The sequence below is a fragment of the Desulforamulus ruminis DSM 2154 genome (assembly GCF_000215085.1).
Lineage (GTDB): Bacteria > Bacillota > Desulfotomaculia > Desulfotomaculales > Desulfotomaculaceae > Desulfotomaculum > Desulfotomaculum ruminis.
The window spans coordinates 310,600-325,335 of the sequence record NC_015589.1 but is presented as its reverse complement, the minus strand read 5'-3'; the positions used below and the strand labels follow the sequence as shown (position 1 = coordinate 325,335).

Here is a 14,736-nt window from a genome sequence, read left to right as displayed (position 1 = left end):
GGTCAGAGATTAGGCTAGATCCAAATTTATGTAAATATTTCATCTCCAGGAATTTCTTATAATATATCGAATTAATTTTAATACTAATTGGGAGGTTCTTAAATATTGAATAAAATAAATTTTAAATATGGTCTAGATGATATTCCCCCTTTGACAGAGCTATTGTTATTTGGATTACAATGGCTGGCCATTATCGTCCCAATTATCATTATTATTGGCAAAGCCATCGTGGGGCTGCACTTTAGCGATCCATTGGATCAAGTGGTTTATCTGCAAAAACTGTTTTTTGTATCGGCAGTTTCCCTCTTGGCACAAGTGCTGTGGGGACATCGATTACCATTAATTATAGGTCCCGCAGCAGTATTACTGGTGGGTATTGCCGCAAGCCAGGGGAGCAGCACCAGTACCATTTATTCTTCCATTTTAATTAGCGGTATGATTCTTTTGCTCTTAAGTGCTACCGGATTATTTGCCAAAGTGAAGAAGCTTTTTACACCGCAGGTGATAGCAACCATTCTGATTTTAATTGCACTTACGCTTACACCTATGATTATCAATTTAATTTTTGCTTCCCAGCAGGTAGCTCCAGTGCAAAATTTGTGTTTTGTCTTTATTTTTGTTCTTGGTATGTTCTGGGCCAACCAGCGTTTAACGGGGCTTTGGAAGACAACCCTGATTATTTGGGCTGTTATTATTGGAACTGCGCTCTATATGCTCCTTTTCCCACAGTATACCGGAATAAGTTATCATCAGAATTTTAGCCCGATCTCCAGTTTTTTTAGACATGTAAGCCTTGATTTTTCCCTAGACCCTAGTGTTTTAATCTCTTTTCTCATTTGCTTTTTAGCTTTGTCCATTAATGACCTGGGTTCAATTCAATCCATTGGGGAAATCATCCGGCCGGACAATATGGAAAAGCGGATTACGAGAGGTGTTTCATTTACCGGATTGGGCAACATTCTGTCTGGGCTGTTCGGTGTTATCGGACCGGTCAATTTTTCCTTAAGCCCCGGCGTAATCGCCTCCACCGGTGTAGCTTCTAGATTTACTCTCATCCCCACTGCTTTCGGGCTATTGCTGCTTTCATTTTTGCCCTCGACAATTGCCTTTATCGGGAGCATTCCTTCGGCAGTGACGGGAAGCGTACTCATTTATATTATGTGTGCACAAATTTCCTCGGGGTTATTGGTTGCCTTTAACACAACCGGGGGATTCAAGTTTGAAAATGGTTTAATTATGGGGTTGCCTCTCATGCTAAGTATAATCATTTCTTTCCTCCCCCCGAATATAGCAAACAGCTTTCCTAGTTCACTAAGACCCATTATGGGGAATGGCTTTGTTATCGGTGTATTATCCGTTTTAATCCTAGAAAATGTTATTTATCGAAGAAGAAATAGCGAGGTATTTAAAAAGCCATAGACAATCAGGCAATTTAACATGCTGCTGTATTGTAATACAATTCGAGGGACTTATTAAAAAACATAATCCCTGTCCCCTTGTTTTGCAATGGGCATATGCTCGACACACTCCCTTCCTAAGTTATCTAACCAGAAACGGTTAGCTTCATTTAGAAATAACCGCAAACCTTGATCAGGGGCGGTTATTTCTTTTTATAATTAAAACAACGAGCGTTGCAAATGCAATCATAAGATACATGCCTCAATATTAAAATCATCATACCACTCCCTTGTCAGATCCTAAACCCTTTAATTGAAGCAAAAGGTTCAGGCGTGCTGACGATAGTTTTCATTTTATACTCCATTTTTTCCGGATTCATTTTTTGATATAAACAGTCTGGCGACAAACCTTATGAATTATTCCGTATAAACATCTTTCGGGGACATTCTTTTACAAAAAAATTAAATTAATAAAAAAATTTTTTGGTTGTCATTTAGGGTACCTTTTTCCTCTATAAAGAATGTGATGCAAAACTTACTGGCCAGTAACGGATGCAAAAACAATTATATTTTGAAAGGAGTAATAAAAAATGGGTGGTTATCATGTCCCCAACCGAGGTACGAATAGTCAAATCTATGTAGCTATTGCCAGTAAATTGCAAATTCCTTCTGAGTTTGACTGTGTAAGTGATTCTTCAGGTCAATATGATGGAATTTTCCCTGAGTTCTTCCATGGTTTTTATAAAGGATCCACCTACGGGATAGATATTGGTGTTATTTACAGAAATAAGAAATGGATGCTTTCTTTCCATGCACTTAATAAGGCAACCAAAAATCCCCAAGACCCCCTTAGTGGCGAAGAAAAAGTAGTATCTTTAACAGCCGGACAAACCTATGTCCTTAAAAGTAGTCTTGTACCTCCTAATTATTTAAGGACAAGTATTGAAACCACTGGCGGCTCTGTACTAGGAATTTTTGATATTTATATTACGCAAAATGCCTATAATGCTTTTGCCGCTGGAGCTGCCATCAACAGAGAGTGTTGTATCGCAGCAAATCGAAATCCCTACATTCCTTCAGCTGCTTATTACAAAAATGCCAAGTTTTTTGAAAGTACCCTTACTACAACAAGTGGAACCTACGTAAAAATGAGTACTAGTAATTCTCGTCGAAACATATATTCTGATGATGGAACTATAGATAGTACTAGATACAGATATTCGGAATCTGAAACAAACGGATATGTATCTGATACATCTTCCATTAGTTTTAGAAATCCCATTGGCTTACCATAGCGAAAATAATATTCATTAAAACAGATCAAAGCCCAGATTGATATGTTGGTTACGAGAATTGAGCTTATATTACCGCTCTTAAATAACAAATCGCCCTTTTAGGGCGATTTTCTTTTTCTAAATTATGTTAAATTTTTATGCCTTATATAACCTGACTATGTCATTCTATTAAGTAGTTTTCAATGATCTTTAAGGAGATCCCCAAAACTAATGTCCACGCAAAGAAATGCATTACTATTTGGAGTACTCCACTTCCATCAGGCATAAGCCCCGGGGAGGGACTGTGACCCCTGCCAGAACGCGGTTTTTGGAGGCGATAATGTGCTCCATTTCCTCCGGTTTGATCTTACCCAGACCTGCCTTCAGCAGGGTGCCGGCAATAATGCGCACCATATTGTAGAGAAATCCGTTTCCCCTTACATAAATATGAATCAAAGGCCCCTCTTCAACCACTTCCGCCCGGTAGATGGTCCTTACGGTATCCCTTACCGGGGTGCCCTGGGCCTGAAAGCTTTTAAAATCGTGGGTGCCCAGCAGATATTGGGCCGCCTGCTTCATGGCCCCGGTGTCCAGCCGCCTCGGTTCGTGGTGGCAGTAGAGCCGCTGCAGCGGCGACATGATCCGGTGGTGATAAATGGAGTAACGGTAGGTTTTGGCAATGGCGGAAAACCGGGCGTGAAAGTCCTGCGGCACCGGCTCCGCCTTTAAAACTGAAATGTCCGCCGGGAGCAGGGGGTTCATGGCCAGGGGGGTTCTTTCCACCGGTATCCGCCAGGGATCGCAGCGAAAATTGACCACCTGGCCCAGGGCGTGAACCCCTGCATCGGTGCGTCCCGCCCCGATGACTTGAACCGGTTTTTGGGCCAATTGACTCAGCACAGCTTCCAGGGCCTCCTGAACGGTGGGCAGCCCGGTGCCCCGCTGCTCTTGAAAGCCATGATAATGGGTGCCGTCATAGGCTACCGTTAATTTGATATTCCGGGTACTCATCTGCCAATCCCCCTGATCCCCACGTCGAACAAAATCAAATTACCCACCGGTCCATCACCACCATAACCAGGGAAAAAAATACAAACAAAAGCACCGCAAAATCCCATGAGCTGTAGGTAAACTGCCTGAAACTGCTCCTTTTCACATCTCCCCGGTAGCCCCGGGCCTCCATGGCCGTGGCCAAATCCTCCGCCCTTCTCAGGGAACCGGCCAGCAGGGGAACCAGCAAGGCCACCGCCGCCTTCAGTCTTTGCCCGGCAGAACCGCTGGCGATGGAGCCCCCCCTGGCCTGCTGGGCTTTCATTACCGCTTCAGCCTCTTCCAGCAGGGTGGGAATAAAGCGCAGGGCAATGGTCATCATCATGGCCAGTTCATGGGCCGGCAGACCGAATCTTTTAAAGGGCTGCAGCAGTTTTTCCAAGCCCCCGGTTAGTAAAACCGGGGTGGTGGTCATGGTCAGCAGCATGCCCGCCAGAATAATCACGGACAACCGGTAAATCACTTTTCCCCCGGAGACCAGTCCCTCACGGGTAAACTCTAACGGTCCCCACTGCCATAGAATTTGCCCCGGATAGGACAGGGCGTGAAAGATCAGGCTGATAAACAAAAGAACCCACAGGAATCGCATGCCCCGCCAAAAGGCTGCCACCGGGACCCCAGAAACTGCCAGCGCCATCAATACAGGGACGCCTGCCGCCAGATAACCGGCCGGTCCTTTAGCCAGAAGGCCGGCAGCCACCAGCAGGGGCACTGCCAAGAGTTTCGCCCGGGGATCCAAACGGTGCACCAGGGAATTGCCCGGGTAATATTGTCCAATGGTAATGCTTGAAAAGAGTGACATGGAATGGCCTCCGGTTGTCTTTGTGGTATTTCTTTAGGGAGCGGCTGTTAGCCTTATAGGCATTTCTTTGGGGTCCTGTTGTTAGACTATTACTGCATTTCTTTAGGTCCTGTAGTTCGGGGAATAATCAATTATAAATAGGAGGACCTTGATAAATATTTTGAGTCTAACAGCAGGACCCTTAAGTAGTACCCCTAAGGCTAACAACTGGACCCCTGAGCTTTTCCCTTAAGTCTAGCAACTGGACCCTAAATTCCTGCCCCTAAGCAGCAGCTTCTCCACTTCCTCTTCCGCTTCGGGAAGGGTGATGATATCCCCCCGGACCGGCAACTCCCTTTGCTTTAAAGCGCCGGCCAGTTCTGCGGCAAAGGGGGCTGTCAAACCCAGTTCCTGCAGTTCCTGTCTTCGGGCAAACACATCTCTGGGGGAGCCCTCCAGGGCCATCTTTCCCTGATGCAGGACGGTCACCCGGTGAGCCCGGTGGGCCACCTCTTCCATGTCGTGTGTCACCAGCACAACGGTGGTTCCATGTTCCCGGCAAAGTTCGGAGAACAAATCCATTAGCTGCCGGCGGCCCCTTGGGTCCAGGCCGGCCGTCGGTTCATCCAGCAGCAATACCTCGGGCTGCAGCGCCAGAATCCCGGCAATGGCCGCCCTGCGCTGCTGCCCCCCGCTCAAAGCAAAGGGGGAAACCCGGTGATATTGTTCTTCCAGCTTTACCATCTCCAGCGCCCGCTTAACCCGCTGCTCCACCTCTTCCTGAGGCAGACCAAGATTAACCGGCCCATAAGCCACGTCATTAAAAACGGTATCTTCAAAGAGCTGACGCTCGGGCGATTGAAAAACCACACCGGCCTTGCGCCAGAGACCGGCTCTGGTCTTTTTGCAGGTAAGGTCCTCGTCACACACCCGGATGGTCCCCCGGCCCGGTATTAAGCCTGCCATCACCTGAAGCAGGGTGGATTTGCCCGAACCCTGGGGCCCGATAATGGCTCTGAATTCCCCGGCCTGAACGGTGATGTTGATGTTCTGGAGGGCCCTTTGTTCAAAGGGGGTTTCCGGTGCATAGGTGACTTCAAGATTTTTAATGGTTATGACCTCCCGCATAGATATTCAATCCAATCCTCTACACGCAGTAAGGAATCCGGCAGCCCGAATCCCCTCTGCCTTAAATGGCCTGCCAATTCGGCGGCAGGAGGAATTCCCAATCCAATTTTTTTTAGTTCTGCAACCTGACTAAAACATTTTTCCGGACTTCCTGAAAGAAAAATTTTGCCCTGATTCAAGACCAGGACTCTGTCTGCCTGCAGGGCTTCATTCATGTCATGGGTCACCAGAACAATGGTTTTCCCCCTCTCCCGGAGGCGTAGAATTTCCTCCAGGACATCCTTGCGCCCCGACGGGTCCAGCATGGAGGTGGGTTCATCCAGCACCAGCACATCCGGTTCCAGGGCCAGCACCGAGGCAATGGCTACCCTTTGCTTTTGGCCCCCGGAAAGCCGGTGAGGCGGAGAGGATAAAAGATGCTGCAAACCCAGCCTGCCGCTGATCTTTACAATCTGCTCCCCGATATTATCCGGTGAAACACCCAGATTTTCCAGACCAAAAGCAATCTCTTCCTCCACCAGCGCCGCCACCAACTGGTTGTCGGGATTTTGAAAAACCATGCCCACCTTTTTCCGGATGTCCCAAAGGGCCGGCTCATCGGCGGTGGATAACCCATGCACCAGCACCTGTCCTCGGGCAGGCAAAAGCAAGCCGTTAAGATGCCGGGCCAGAGTAGATTTCCCCGATCCATTGGGTCCCAACAGCACCAAGAATTCACCGGCATAAATATCCAGGCAAACATCCTCCAGTGCCCATTGCTCCTGTTGCGGATACTGAAAGAACAAATTGTTTACAGAAATAATGATGTCTTTCATGCTTTCCCCTTCACCCATGAACTGTCCCGGCATGTTTAAAAGTTTAGCCCTTTTGATAATAAGAAACCCCGGGGCATCCCGCCACAGCTTCTGCGGTTACCCCGGGGCAGGATATAACTTGGCATTTTGTCTTTCAGAACAATAGAAGGCGAAACGGAAACCACATCCGGGGGTTTCCGCTAGTTCTTAATGCCATAAAGATTTAAACCAGTTCCAACAGCACCATTTCTGCTGCGTCACCCCGGCGATAGCCTACCTTAACAATACGGGTATAACCGCCCTGGCGTTCAGCATATTTGGGAGCGATGGAATCAAAAAGCTTTTTAACTACTTCTTCTTCGTAGATATATTCTAAACACTGGCGGCGAGCAGCCAAATCACCCTTTTTGGCAGTGGTAACCAGCTTCTCAGCAATGCTGCGTACATCTTTAGCCCTGGGTTCGGTGGTTTCAATCCGTTCATCCCGGAATAAAGAGGTAACGAGATTTCTAAGCATAGCTTTTCTGTGTCCAGTGGTTAAACCAAATCTGCGATAACCCACAAATCGTCCCTCCCTTACTCGTCGTCTTTCCTCAGAGACAGGCCCAGTTCGTTCAACTTGTTGACAACTTCTTCCAGTGACTTTTTGCCCAGGTTGCGAACCTTCATCATGTCTTCCTCGTTACGCTGGATCAGTTCTTCAACGGTATTGATGCCAGCCCTTTTCAGGCAGTTGTAGGAGCGTACGGACAAGTCGAGTTCTTCAATGGTCATTTCCATGATCTTGTCCTTTTGTTCCTCTTCCTTTTCCACCATAATTTCAACATCATTGACTGTTTCGGTTAAACCGATGAACAGTCTTAAATGTTCGCTTAAAATTTTGGCAGCCAGGCTGGTCGCCTCATCAGGCCGGATACTGCCGTTGGTCCAGACCTCCAGAGTGAGCTTGTCATAGTCGGTAATCTGACCTACCCGGGTATTCTCCACGGCGTAGTTCACTTTGCGTACCGGTGTATATGCGGAGTCGACGGGTATGACCCCAATAATATGCTCACCCTTTTTATTCTTCTCAGCAGAAGAATATCCACGGCCTTTGTTTACGGTAATTTCCATAAATAACCGTCCACCGGTATCAAGGGTTGCCAAATGTAAATCAGGGTTTAAAATCTCCACATCGGCATCATGAATAATATCACCGGCAGTAACGGGACCTTCGGTTTGCGCTTCAATCCGAAGAACTTTCTCCTCGTCGCTGTGAATCTTAAGGCAAAGATTTTTCAGATTCAGGATAATGTCAGTAACATCTTCCCGAATACCTGGAACAGTACTGAATTCATGCAGCACTCCGTCAATTTTGACGGAGGTAACAGCAGCTCCAGGCAGGGAGGAAAGTAGAATTCTGCGCAGAGAGTTGCCCAGGGTGATCCCGTAGCCTCTCTCCAGCGGTTCTACCATAAATTTACCGTACGTATTATCTTCATTCTGTTCCAGTATGTCAATCTTTGGCTTCTCAATTTCCAACAATTCGGTAACCCTCCTTTGGCCGGACCGGTACTAACAATTACCGACCAATTACCTGGAATACAACTCGATAATCAGGTGGTCTTGAACCGGAATATCGATTTGATCCCGGTTGGGCAGTGCCACTACCCTGGCCTTAAGTTCGTTTGCGTCATATTCCAGCCAAGCAACTGGAGTACGCTCTGCGGCCCGCTCGATTAATTCTTTCACCCGCGGGGAAGACTTGCTCTTTTCGCGAACGCTGATTTCGTCACCAACCCGGACTTGGAAAGAAGGAATGTTCACTCTCTTCCCGTTCACGGTGAAATGCCCGTGGCGTACCAGTTGGCGGGCTTCCACCCTGGAAGCACCCAGACCCAGACGGAAGATCACGTTGTCCAGGCGGCGCTCCAAAAGACGAAGCAGGTTTTCACCGGTAACGCCGGGTTGCCGCTCAGCCCGTTCAAAATAGGCCCGGAAAGGCTTTTCCAGAATGCCGTAAATCCGGCGGGCCTTTTGCTTTTCACGCAGTTGAATACCATATTCGGATATTTTTTTACGACCTTGGCCGTGTTGTCCGGGAGCATAGCTACGGCGGTCAACAGCGCACTTACCGGTGTAGCAACGTTCCCCTTTTAAATACAACTTCAGACCTTCACGCCGACACAAGCGGCAGTGGGGACCTGTATATCTTGCCATGGAAACTCACACACCTCCCTTTACACTCTCCGGCGCTTAGGCGGCCGGCAACCATTGTGTGGAATTGGAGTCACATCTTTGATCATGTTTACTTCCAAACCTGCAGCTTGTAAAGAACGGATCGCAGCCTCACGACCGGAACCAGGCCCTTTTACAGTAACTTCTACCTCTTTCAGGCCATGTTCCATCGCGTCCTTGGCAGCTGCTTCGGCAGCCATTTGAGCGGCAAAGGGAGTACTTTTACGGGAACCCTTGAAACCAACCTGCCCGGCACTGCTCCAACCGAGGCAGTTGCCTTTGAGGTCGGTAATGGTAACGATGGTATTGTTAAAGGTAGACTTGATATGTGCTACACCCTGCTCGATGTTTTTCTTTTCTTTACGTTTTGTTCTTACTTGGCGACGCGCCATGTTTGTTCTTTACCCCCTCTCACCCTACTTCTTCCTACGTACACCAACGGTCTTTTTGGGACCCTTGCGGGTACGGGCGTTGGTTTTTGTACGCTGGCCGCGAACAGGCAATCCGCGACGGTGTCTGAGGCCCCGGTAGCAACCAATCTCAATTAAGCGTTTAATGTTTAGAGCAACTTCCCTGCGGAGGTCACCTTCAACTTTAACGTTTTTATCAATATAGTCCCGGAGTTTATTCACTTCTTCTTCGGTTAGATCTTTGATTCTAGTATCCGGATTTACACCGGCTTGGCTCAGAATTTTTTGTGCAGTGGGCTTACCAATTCCGTAGATGTAGGTAAGAGCGATTTCCGACCTTTTATCCTTTGGCAGGTCCACACCGGCAATACGTGCCATACTTCGATTACACCTCCCGTGTTACCCTTGCTTTTGCTTATGCTTGGGGTTCTCGCAGATAACCATAACCTTACCTTCACGGCGGATGATCTTACATTTTTCACAAATCGGTTTTACCGATGGTCTCACTTTCATGGATAAATAACCCTCCTTTATGGGATCTTGTTTACTTAAAGCGGTAAACGATACGACCCCGGGTTAAGTCGTAGGGAGACAGTTCCACCGTAACTCTATCGCCAGGCAGTATACGGATGAAGTTCATGCGAATTTTACCCGATACATGGGCCAATACTTTGTGCCCATTTTGCAACTCCACCCGAAACATTGCATTCGGAAGTGGCTCTAATACTTTACCTTCAACTTCTATAACATCACTTTTTGACATTGCTCTTTACCCAACCTCCTTACCTTTGAGTAAAGGTTCCTCCTCTAGTGAACCCGTCAGATCCTTTAGCATTTCTACTATCTCGGAATTGCTCACTTTGCTTTCCTCCGCCAGCTTGTGGGCCAGGTTCTCTGCCACCAGCGGCCAGATTTTAAGATGTTTGAGGTTTTTCTTCTTCGGCTTTTCCAGGCCTCGGAATTTTCCATCGGTCACCATCACAAAGAGGTCTGACTTATCAAGCACCAGGTAGAACCTTCCTGCATCACGCCCCTGGGTCGAACTTACCAGTTGCCCGGGCCTCACTTCATCAACCAAAACCTTGCACCTCCAACACTCTCGCCGTGCCCTTGGCCACTTAAAGTTTGGTTAGAATTTCTGGTGTATCATCGGTTATGGCGATTGTATGTTCAAAGTGGGCCGACAACCTACCGTCGAGTGTTACTACTGTCCAGTTATCCGGTAGCGTGCGCACCTCAAAGGTGCCCAGGTTAACCATCGGTTCAATTGCCAATGTCATACCTTTCTTCAGCCTGGGTCCGCGGCCGGGACGCCCATAATTAGGAATCTGCGGGTCCTCGTGCATTTTAGCTCCAATGCCATGGCCTACATAATCCCGAACAACGGACATGCCCTGTCCCTCTATACATTGTTGAACCGCATGAGAAACATCGGAAAGGCGATTTCCCTCCACTGCCTGAGCAATGCCGGCGTATAAAGATTCTTCGGTGACCCTTAACAATTCCTGGGCTTCGTGGCTGATCTCCCCCACAGGCAAGGTCAGGGCGCTGTCACCAACAAAACCATTTATTACCGCACCACAGTCAATGCTAATAATATCCCCATTTTCCAATTTTCTTAAACCGGGAATGCCGTGTACCACCTCTTCATTAATGGAGGTACAAAGGGTGGCGGGAAACCCGCCATACCCTTTAAAAGCTGGCTTGGCGCCCTTTTTCAGAATGTAATCCTCCGCCTTGGCATCCAGTTCCCTGGTGCTTACACCGGGTTTTACAGATCCCTTGATTTCCTGGAAGGTTTCCGCCACCAGCCTTCCGGCATCCCGCATGTAGGTGAGTTCCCTCTCGGTCTTTATAATGATCATTTCAACTCACCACTACTTAAGAAACCCCTGGTAGCTACGCATCAACAGGTGAGATTCAATCTGTTTCATGGTATCCAGGGCAACGCCTACTACAATCAGCAGTGCGGTTCCACCAAAGTACACGTTGGGAATACGGGTTAAGGCCAGTATAACGTTGGGTAAGATGGCAATGATCGCCAGGAATAACGCCCCGGCCAAGGTAATCCTGCTCATAACCTTGCCGATATAATCGGCGGTAGGGCGTCCAGGACGCAGCCCGGGTATGAAGCCGCCATACTTTTTAATATTTTCGGCCATATCCACCGGGTTCATAATAACCGCGGTATAGAAATAGGTAAAACCGATAATTAACAGGGCATATAAAAGACTGTTCAGAACACCGCCCCAGGCAAACCATTTGAGGTACCAGGCAGCAACGCTATTGCCCTGGAACCAGGAAGCAATTTGACCCGGGAACATTAAAAGTGAAGAAGCAAAGATGATGGGAATAACACCGGCCTGATTCACTTTTATTGGCAGATGGGAACTCTGACCTCCGTATACCCGACGGCCTACCACACGCTTGGCGTACTGCACGGGAATCCGGCGTTGGCCTTCCTGTACCGCAACCACTGCGGCAATGACCAGGGTGCCAATGACGATGAGAAGCAGTATGCTCAGAATATTGATGGTTCCTGCCTCTAAATATTCACCAATGCTTACCAGTGCCGAAGGAATTCTGGAAACGATACCGGCAAAGATCAGCAAGGAAATCCCGTTACCAATGCCTTTCTCGGTAATTTGTTCCCCCATCCACATCAGCAAGACGGTGCCTGCGGTGAAGGTAAGGGCAACCATCAGATAGTTCCACACCGAAGGATTTACCAGTGCGCCTTTCAGAGCCGCGGACATGCCGATGGCTTGAATAAAAGCCAGCACAGCGGTAAAGTAACGGGTATATTGGGTAATTTTCTTGCGCCCCTCTTCCCCTTCCTTGGCCAGCCTTTCAAGGTGTGGGATTACCACGGTTAAAAGCTGCATGATAATAGAGGCGTTAATATAGGGGGTGATACTCATGGCAAAAATACTGGCTCTTTTGAAGGCACCCCCGGAGATTACGTCAAAGAAACCAAGCAATGCTCCGCCCTTAAGCAAATCTGCAAAGGCATCCGGGTTAATTCCGGGAACCGGAATATGAACGCCAACCCGGAACAGAAAAATTATGGCCAGGGTAAAAAGCAGCTTGCCCCGCAGTTCATCCAGTTTGAACGCAGTCTTAAGGCTGTTTAACACCCTTAAATCACCTCGGCTTTGCCGCCCGCAGCAGTAATCTTCTCAACTGCCGATTTGCTGAAGGCGTGTACTTTTACGGTTAAAGCCTTTTCCATGATCCCATCGCCCAAAATCTTTACACCGTCGCCAGTCTTTTTGATCAAACCTGCTGTCAGTAATACCTCCGGAGTTACTTCCGTGCCGGGTTCAAACACATTCAGTTGGTCCAAATTAATAGCCACGATGTTCTTTCTAAATATGTTCGTAAAACCCCTCTTGGGGAACCGGCGCTGCATGGGCATTTGGCCGCCTTCAAAACCGGGGCGTACGCCGCCGCCGGATCTGGCGTTTTGACCCTTGTGGCCTTTACCGGAAGTCTTGCCTAAACCGGAACCAATACCCTGACCCTTACGGGTGGCCTTTCTTCTTGCTCCGGGAGCCGGCCTTAATTCAGAGAGTTTCACCGGTACACCTCCTTTAGGCTTCCTCAACCTTAACCAGGTGAGAAACCTTATTGATCATACCCCGAATGATGGGGGTATCCTGTTGTTCGATAACGCTGTTGGTCTTACCTAAACCCAGGGCGCGGACAACTTTCCGCTGTGCCTCAGGCCTGCCGATAAGACTGCGAACCAGTGTGATCTTCAGCTTGGCCATTTGTCCGTCCCCCTAACCTAACAGTTCTTCTACGGCTTTCCCGCGTAAGCGGGCAACTTCATCGGGAGTCTTAAGCATTTTAAGGCCCTCGATGGTAGCGCTAACCATGTTGTTGGCATTGTTGGAGCCCAAAGACTTGGTTAAGATGTCTCTAACTCCGGCCAATTCCAGGATGGCACGTACAGGACCTCCGGCGATTACACCGGTACCTTTGGCTGCGGGCTTCATTAATACTTTCCCTGCGCCAAAGCGGCCTTGTACTTCATGGGTAATGGTGGTACCGTTTAAAGGTACTTTAATTAAATTTTTCTTGGCATCTTCAATTCCTTTGCGGATGGCTTCAGGAACTTCACCGGCCTTGCCCAGACCGGCACCTACATGACCATTGCCGTCGCCGACGACCACCAGGGCGGAGAAGCTAAAACGCCGACCACCCTTAACAACCTTGGCGACGCGGTTTATAAATACAACCTTTTCGGATAGTTCCAACTTGCTGGCATCAATTCTCGCCATGTTTAGTTGCTTCCCTCCTTTGTCACCAGACTAGAAGTCCAGCCCTGCTTCTCTGGCACCTTCTGCCAGGGCTTTTACACGACCATGATACAGGTAGCCCGCACGGTCAAAGATTACTTCTTTAACACCCTTTTCCAGGGCCTGTTTCCCTATCAGGCTGCCAACGGCTTTAGCGGCTTCTAAGTTGCCGCCGCTCTTCAACTGGCCCTTTAATTCCGGCGACAGGGTTGAAGCAGCAACCACGGTCACGCCAGTTTCATCATTAATGAGTTGGGCATAAATGTTATTTAAGCTGCGGAACACGTTAAGACGCGGCCTTTCCGCTGTGCCCAAAATCTTATTCCGTACTCTGCGACGGCGCTTGGCACGAATCGCTTTACGGTCGGGTTTGGTAAGCAACCGGATTCAACTCCTTCCCTATTTCTTGCCTTTGCCGCCTGCCTTGCCGGCCTTACGACGGATACGTTCACCCTCGTATTTAATCCCTTTGCCTTTATAAGGCTCGGGTTCCCGCACGGCACGAACGTTGGCTGCAAATTGACCCACCACTTGCTTGTCATAACCTTTGATGCTGATTTTGGTGGGTGCAGGAACTTCAATTTCAATACCGGCAGGAGGATCCATCTCTACCGGGTGGGAGTAACCCACAGTTAGCACCAGTTTATTGCCTTGTTTGGCAGCCCGGTAACCTACGCCCACCAGTTCAAGGTTGCGCTGGAAGCCTTTGGTTACCCCTTCCACCATATTGCTGAGCAGAGTCCGGCTTAAACCATGCAGTGAACGGTGGTCCTTCGCATCACTGGGGCGTTCAACCAGCAGAGTGCCATCCTCCAGTTTAATCATCATATCCCGGTGGAATTCCCTTTCCATCTGACCCTTGGGTCCTTTAACCAGAACATTGTTGCCATTGATCTGGATGTCAACCCCTTGGGGCACTGGAATTGGCTTTTTACCAATCCTGGACATCAATCACACCTCCTGTACGCAAGCTACCATACGTAGCAAATAACCTCGCCGCCCAGTCCAGCCTGACGCGCTTGTTTGTCGGTCATAATTCCCTGGGAAGTAGATACAATGGCAATCCCCAGACCACCCAGTACCTTGGGAACCTGGTCTTTTTTGGCGTAAACCCGCAGACCGGGTTTGGAAATTCTTTTTAAGCCGGTAATAACGCGCTGCTTGCTGCCGCCATATTTTAGATACAGTCTTAAAACACCTTGTTTACCATCTTCTACGGTTTCATAATCTTTAATATAGCCCTCTTGCTTTAAAAGTTCTGCAATGGCCTTTTTTACATTGGAGGCCGGGGCTTCTACTTTATCATGGTAAACCGTATTGGCATTGCGTATCCTGGTTAGAAAATCCGCAATGGGATCGGTCATGACCATGTGATGCAACC

General features: G+C 48.4%; 22 protein-coding genes. 2 read left to right on the top strand and 20 right to left on the bottom strand.

All coding sequences use genetic code 11. The features are described from left to right. Window positions 1-105 precede the first annotated feature (105 nt). Both DESRU_RS01745 and DESRU_RS01740 read left to right on the top strand, forming a co-directional pair. Window positions 106-1,419: a uracil-xanthine permease family protein gene (locus DESRU_RS01745; protein ID WP_013840405.1), complete on the top strand. Its 1,314-nt coding sequence runs from the start codon at window positions 106-108 to the stop codon at window positions 1,417-1,419. Window positions 1,420-1,987: 568 nt separating this feature from the next. After that, window positions 1,988-2,692, top strand: a complete 705-nt coding sequence (locus tag DESRU_RS01740; protein WP_013840404.1) for a hypothetical protein — start codon at window positions 1,988-1,990, stop codon at window positions 2,690-2,692. A gap of 234 nt (window positions 2,693-2,926) precedes the next feature. On the opposite strand, the gene truA is transcribed toward DESRU_RS01740, so the two are convergent. The 20 genes from truA to rpsH all read right to left on the bottom strand — a co-directional run bounded on the left by truA (window position 2,927) and on the right by rpsH (window position 14,725). Further along, window positions 2,927-3,682 (bottom strand): tRNA pseudouridine(38-40) synthase TruA, encoded by a 756-nt coding sequence (gene truA / locus DESRU_RS01735; protein ID WP_013840403.1) that lies wholly within the window; start codon window positions 3,680-3,682, stop codon window positions 2,927-2,929. A 34-nt stretch (window positions 3,683-3,716) separates the two neighbouring features. Continuing rightward, window positions 3,717-4,523 carry an energy-coupling factor transporter transmembrane component T family protein gene (locus tag DESRU_RS01730; protein ID WP_013840402.1) on the bottom strand — a complete coding sequence of 269 codons (807 nt, stop codon included), beginning with the start codon at window positions 4,521-4,523 and terminating at the stop codon, window positions 3,717-3,719. A gap of 234 nt (window positions 4,524-4,757) precedes the next feature. Beyond that, window positions 4,758-5,630, bottom strand: a complete 873-nt coding sequence (locus tag DESRU_RS01725; protein WP_013840401.1) for an energy-coupling factor transporter ATPase — start codon at window positions 5,628-5,630, stop codon at window positions 4,758-4,760. Next, window positions 5,615-6,478: an energy-coupling factor transporter ATPase gene (locus DESRU_RS01720; RefSeq protein ID WP_238446341.1), complete on the bottom strand. Its 864-nt coding sequence runs from the start codon at window positions 6,476-6,478 to the stop codon at window positions 5,615-5,617. The genes DESRU_RS01725 and DESRU_RS01720 overlap by 16 nt, the downstream gene beginning before the upstream one ends. Before the next feature lie 169 nt (window positions 6,479-6,647). After that, window positions 6,648-6,986: a 50S ribosomal protein L17 gene (gene rplQ / locus DESRU_RS01715; RefSeq protein ID WP_013840399.1), complete on the bottom strand. Its 339-nt coding sequence runs from the start codon at window positions 6,984-6,986 to the stop codon at window positions 6,648-6,650. A 14-nt stretch (window positions 6,987-7,000) separates the two neighbouring features. Beyond that, window positions 7,001-7,948: a DNA-directed RNA polymerase subunit alpha gene (locus DESRU_RS01710; RefSeq protein WP_013840398.1), complete on the bottom strand. Its 948-nt coding sequence runs from the start codon at window positions 7,946-7,948 to the stop codon at window positions 7,001-7,003. Window positions 7,949-7,996: 48 nt separating this feature from the next. Then, window positions 7,997-8,623, bottom strand: a complete 627-nt coding sequence (gene rpsD, locus DESRU_RS01705) for a 30S ribosomal protein S4 (protein WP_013840397.1) — start codon at window positions 8,621-8,623, stop codon at window positions 7,997-7,999. A 20-nt stretch (window positions 8,624-8,643) separates the two neighbouring features. After that, window positions 8,644-9,033: a 30S ribosomal protein S11 gene (gene rpsK / locus DESRU_RS01700; RefSeq protein WP_013840396.1), complete on the bottom strand. Its 390-nt coding sequence runs from the start codon at window positions 9,031-9,033 to the stop codon at window positions 8,644-8,646. A 24-nt stretch (window positions 9,034-9,057) separates the two neighbouring features. After that, window positions 9,058-9,429: a 30S ribosomal protein S13 gene (gene rpsM / locus DESRU_RS01695; protein WP_013840395.1), complete on the bottom strand. Its 372-nt coding sequence runs from the start codon at window positions 9,427-9,429 to the stop codon at window positions 9,058-9,060. 21 nt (window positions 9,430-9,450) lie between these two features. After that, entirely contained in the window at window positions 9,451-9,564 is a 114-nt protein-coding gene (gene rpmJ, locus DESRU_RS01690) for a 50S ribosomal protein L36 (RefSeq protein ID WP_003544690.1), read from the bottom strand. 31 nt (window positions 9,565-9,595) lie between these two features. Continuing rightward, entirely contained in the window at window positions 9,596-9,814 is a 219-nt protein-coding gene (gene infA, locus DESRU_RS01685; protein WP_013840394.1) for a translation initiation factor IF-1, read from the bottom strand. A gap of 6 nt (window positions 9,815-9,820) precedes the next feature. Beyond that, window positions 9,821-10,129 (bottom strand): KOW domain-containing RNA-binding protein, encoded by a 309-nt coding sequence (locus DESRU_RS01680; RefSeq protein WP_013840393.1) that lies wholly within the window; start codon window positions 10,127-10,129, stop codon window positions 9,821-9,823. Between the two features lie 40 nt (window positions 10,130-10,169). Further along, window positions 10,170-10,916, bottom strand: coding sequence for a type I methionyl aminopeptidase (gene map, locus DESRU_RS01675; protein WP_013840392.1), 747 nt, complete (start codon window positions 10,914-10,916; stop codon window positions 10,170-10,172). A 12-nt stretch (window positions 10,917-10,928) separates the two neighbouring features. Beyond that, window positions 10,929-12,188 (bottom strand): preprotein translocase subunit SecY, encoded by a 1,260-nt coding sequence (gene secY / locus DESRU_RS01670; RefSeq protein ID WP_013840391.1) that lies wholly within the window; start codon window positions 12,186-12,188, stop codon window positions 10,929-10,931. A 2-nt stretch (window positions 12,189-12,190) separates the two neighbouring features. Further along, a complete protein-coding gene (gene rplO / locus DESRU_RS01665) occupies window positions 12,191-12,631 on the bottom strand; it encodes a 50S ribosomal protein L15 (protein ID WP_013840390.1) in 441 nt (146 codons plus the stop codon). Between the two features lie 13 nt (window positions 12,632-12,644). Then, window positions 12,645-12,824, bottom strand: a complete 180-nt coding sequence (gene rpmD / locus DESRU_RS01660) for a 50S ribosomal protein L30 (protein ID WP_013840389.1) — start codon at window positions 12,822-12,824, stop codon at window positions 12,645-12,647. Between the two features lie 12 nt (window positions 12,825-12,836). Beyond that, window positions 12,837-13,337, bottom strand: coding sequence for a 30S ribosomal protein S5 (rpsE, locus tag DESRU_RS01655; protein ID WP_013840388.1), 501 nt, complete (start codon window positions 13,335-13,337; stop codon window positions 12,837-12,839). A gap of 30 nt (window positions 13,338-13,367) precedes the next feature. Continuing rightward, window positions 13,368-13,736: a 50S ribosomal protein L18 gene (gene rplR / locus DESRU_RS01650; RefSeq protein ID WP_013840387.1), complete on the bottom strand. Its 369-nt coding sequence runs from the start codon at window positions 13,734-13,736 to the stop codon at window positions 13,368-13,370. Between the two features lie 18 nt (window positions 13,737-13,754). Then, complete coding sequence (gene rplF, locus DESRU_RS01645) at window positions 13,755-14,303, bottom strand: 50S ribosomal protein L6 (RefSeq protein ID WP_013840386.1); 549 nt, start codon at window positions 14,301-14,303, stop codon at window positions 13,755-13,757. Window positions 14,304-14,326: 23 nt separating this feature from the next. After that, window positions 14,327-14,725, bottom strand: a complete 399-nt coding sequence (rpsH, locus tag DESRU_RS01640) for a 30S ribosomal protein S8 (RefSeq protein ID WP_013840385.1) — start codon at window positions 14,723-14,725, stop codon at window positions 14,327-14,329. Window positions 14,726-14,736 lie beyond the last annotated feature (11 nt).

What these genes read in the sequence shown, in the direction of transcription:
- DESRU_RS01740 (WP_013840404.1), top strand. Translation starts at nt 1,988, where the DNA reads ATGGGTGGTTATCATGTCCCCAACCGAGGTACGAATAGTCAAATCTAT.
- truA (WP_013840403.1), bottom strand. Translation starts at nt 3,682, where the DNA reads ATGAGTACCCGGAATATCAAATTAACGGTAGCCTATGACGGCACCCAT.
- DESRU_RS01730 (WP_013840402.1), bottom strand. Translation starts at nt 4,523, where the DNA reads ATGTCACTCTTTTCAAGCATTACCATTGGACAATATTACCCGGGCAAT.
- DESRU_RS01725 (WP_013840401.1), bottom strand. Translation starts at nt 5,630, where the DNA reads ATGCGGGAGGTCATAACCATTAAAAATCTTGAAGTCACCTATGCACCG.
- DESRU_RS01720 (WP_238446341.1), bottom strand. Translation starts at nt 6,478, where the DNA reads ATGCCGGGACAGTTCATGGGTGAAGGGGAAAGCATGAAAGACATCATT.
- rpsD (WP_013840397.1), bottom strand. Translation starts at nt 8,623, where the DNA reads ATGGCAAGATATACAGGTCCCCACTGCCGCTTGTGTCGGCGTGAAGGT.
- rpsK (WP_013840396.1), bottom strand. Translation starts at nt 9,033, where the DNA reads ATGGCGCGTCGCCAAGTAAGAACAAAACGTAAAGAAAAGAAAAACATC.
- rpsM (WP_013840395.1), bottom strand. Translation starts at nt 9,429, where the DNA reads ATGGCACGTATTGCCGGTGTGGACCTGCCAAAGGATAAAAGGTCGGAA.
- rpmJ (WP_003544690.1), bottom strand. Translation starts at nt 9,564, where the DNA reads ATGAAAGTGAGACCATCGGTAAAACCGATTTGTGAAAAATGTAAGATC.
- infA (WP_013840394.1), bottom strand. Translation starts at nt 9,814, where the DNA reads ATGTCAAAAAGTGATGTTATAGAAGTTGAAGGTAAAGTATTAGAGCCA.
- map (WP_013840392.1), bottom strand. Translation starts at nt 10,916, where the DNA reads ATGATCATTATAAAGACCGAGAGGGAACTCACCTACATGCGGGATGCC.
- rpmD (WP_013840389.1), bottom strand. Translation starts at nt 12,824, where the DNA reads ATGGCCAAGCTGAAGATCACACTGGTTCGCAGTCTTATCGGCAGGCCT.
- rpsE (WP_013840388.1), bottom strand. Translation starts at nt 13,337, where the DNA reads ATGGCGAGAATTGATGCCAGCAAGTTGGAACTATCCGAAAAGGTTGTA.
- rplF (WP_013840386.1), bottom strand. Translation starts at nt 14,303, where the DNA reads ATGTCCAGGATTGGTAAAAAGCCAATTCCAGTGCCCCAAGGGGTTGAC.
- rpsH (WP_013840385.1), bottom strand. Translation starts at nt 14,725, where the DNA reads ATGGTCATGACCGATCCCATTGCGGATTTTCTAACCAGGATACGCAAT.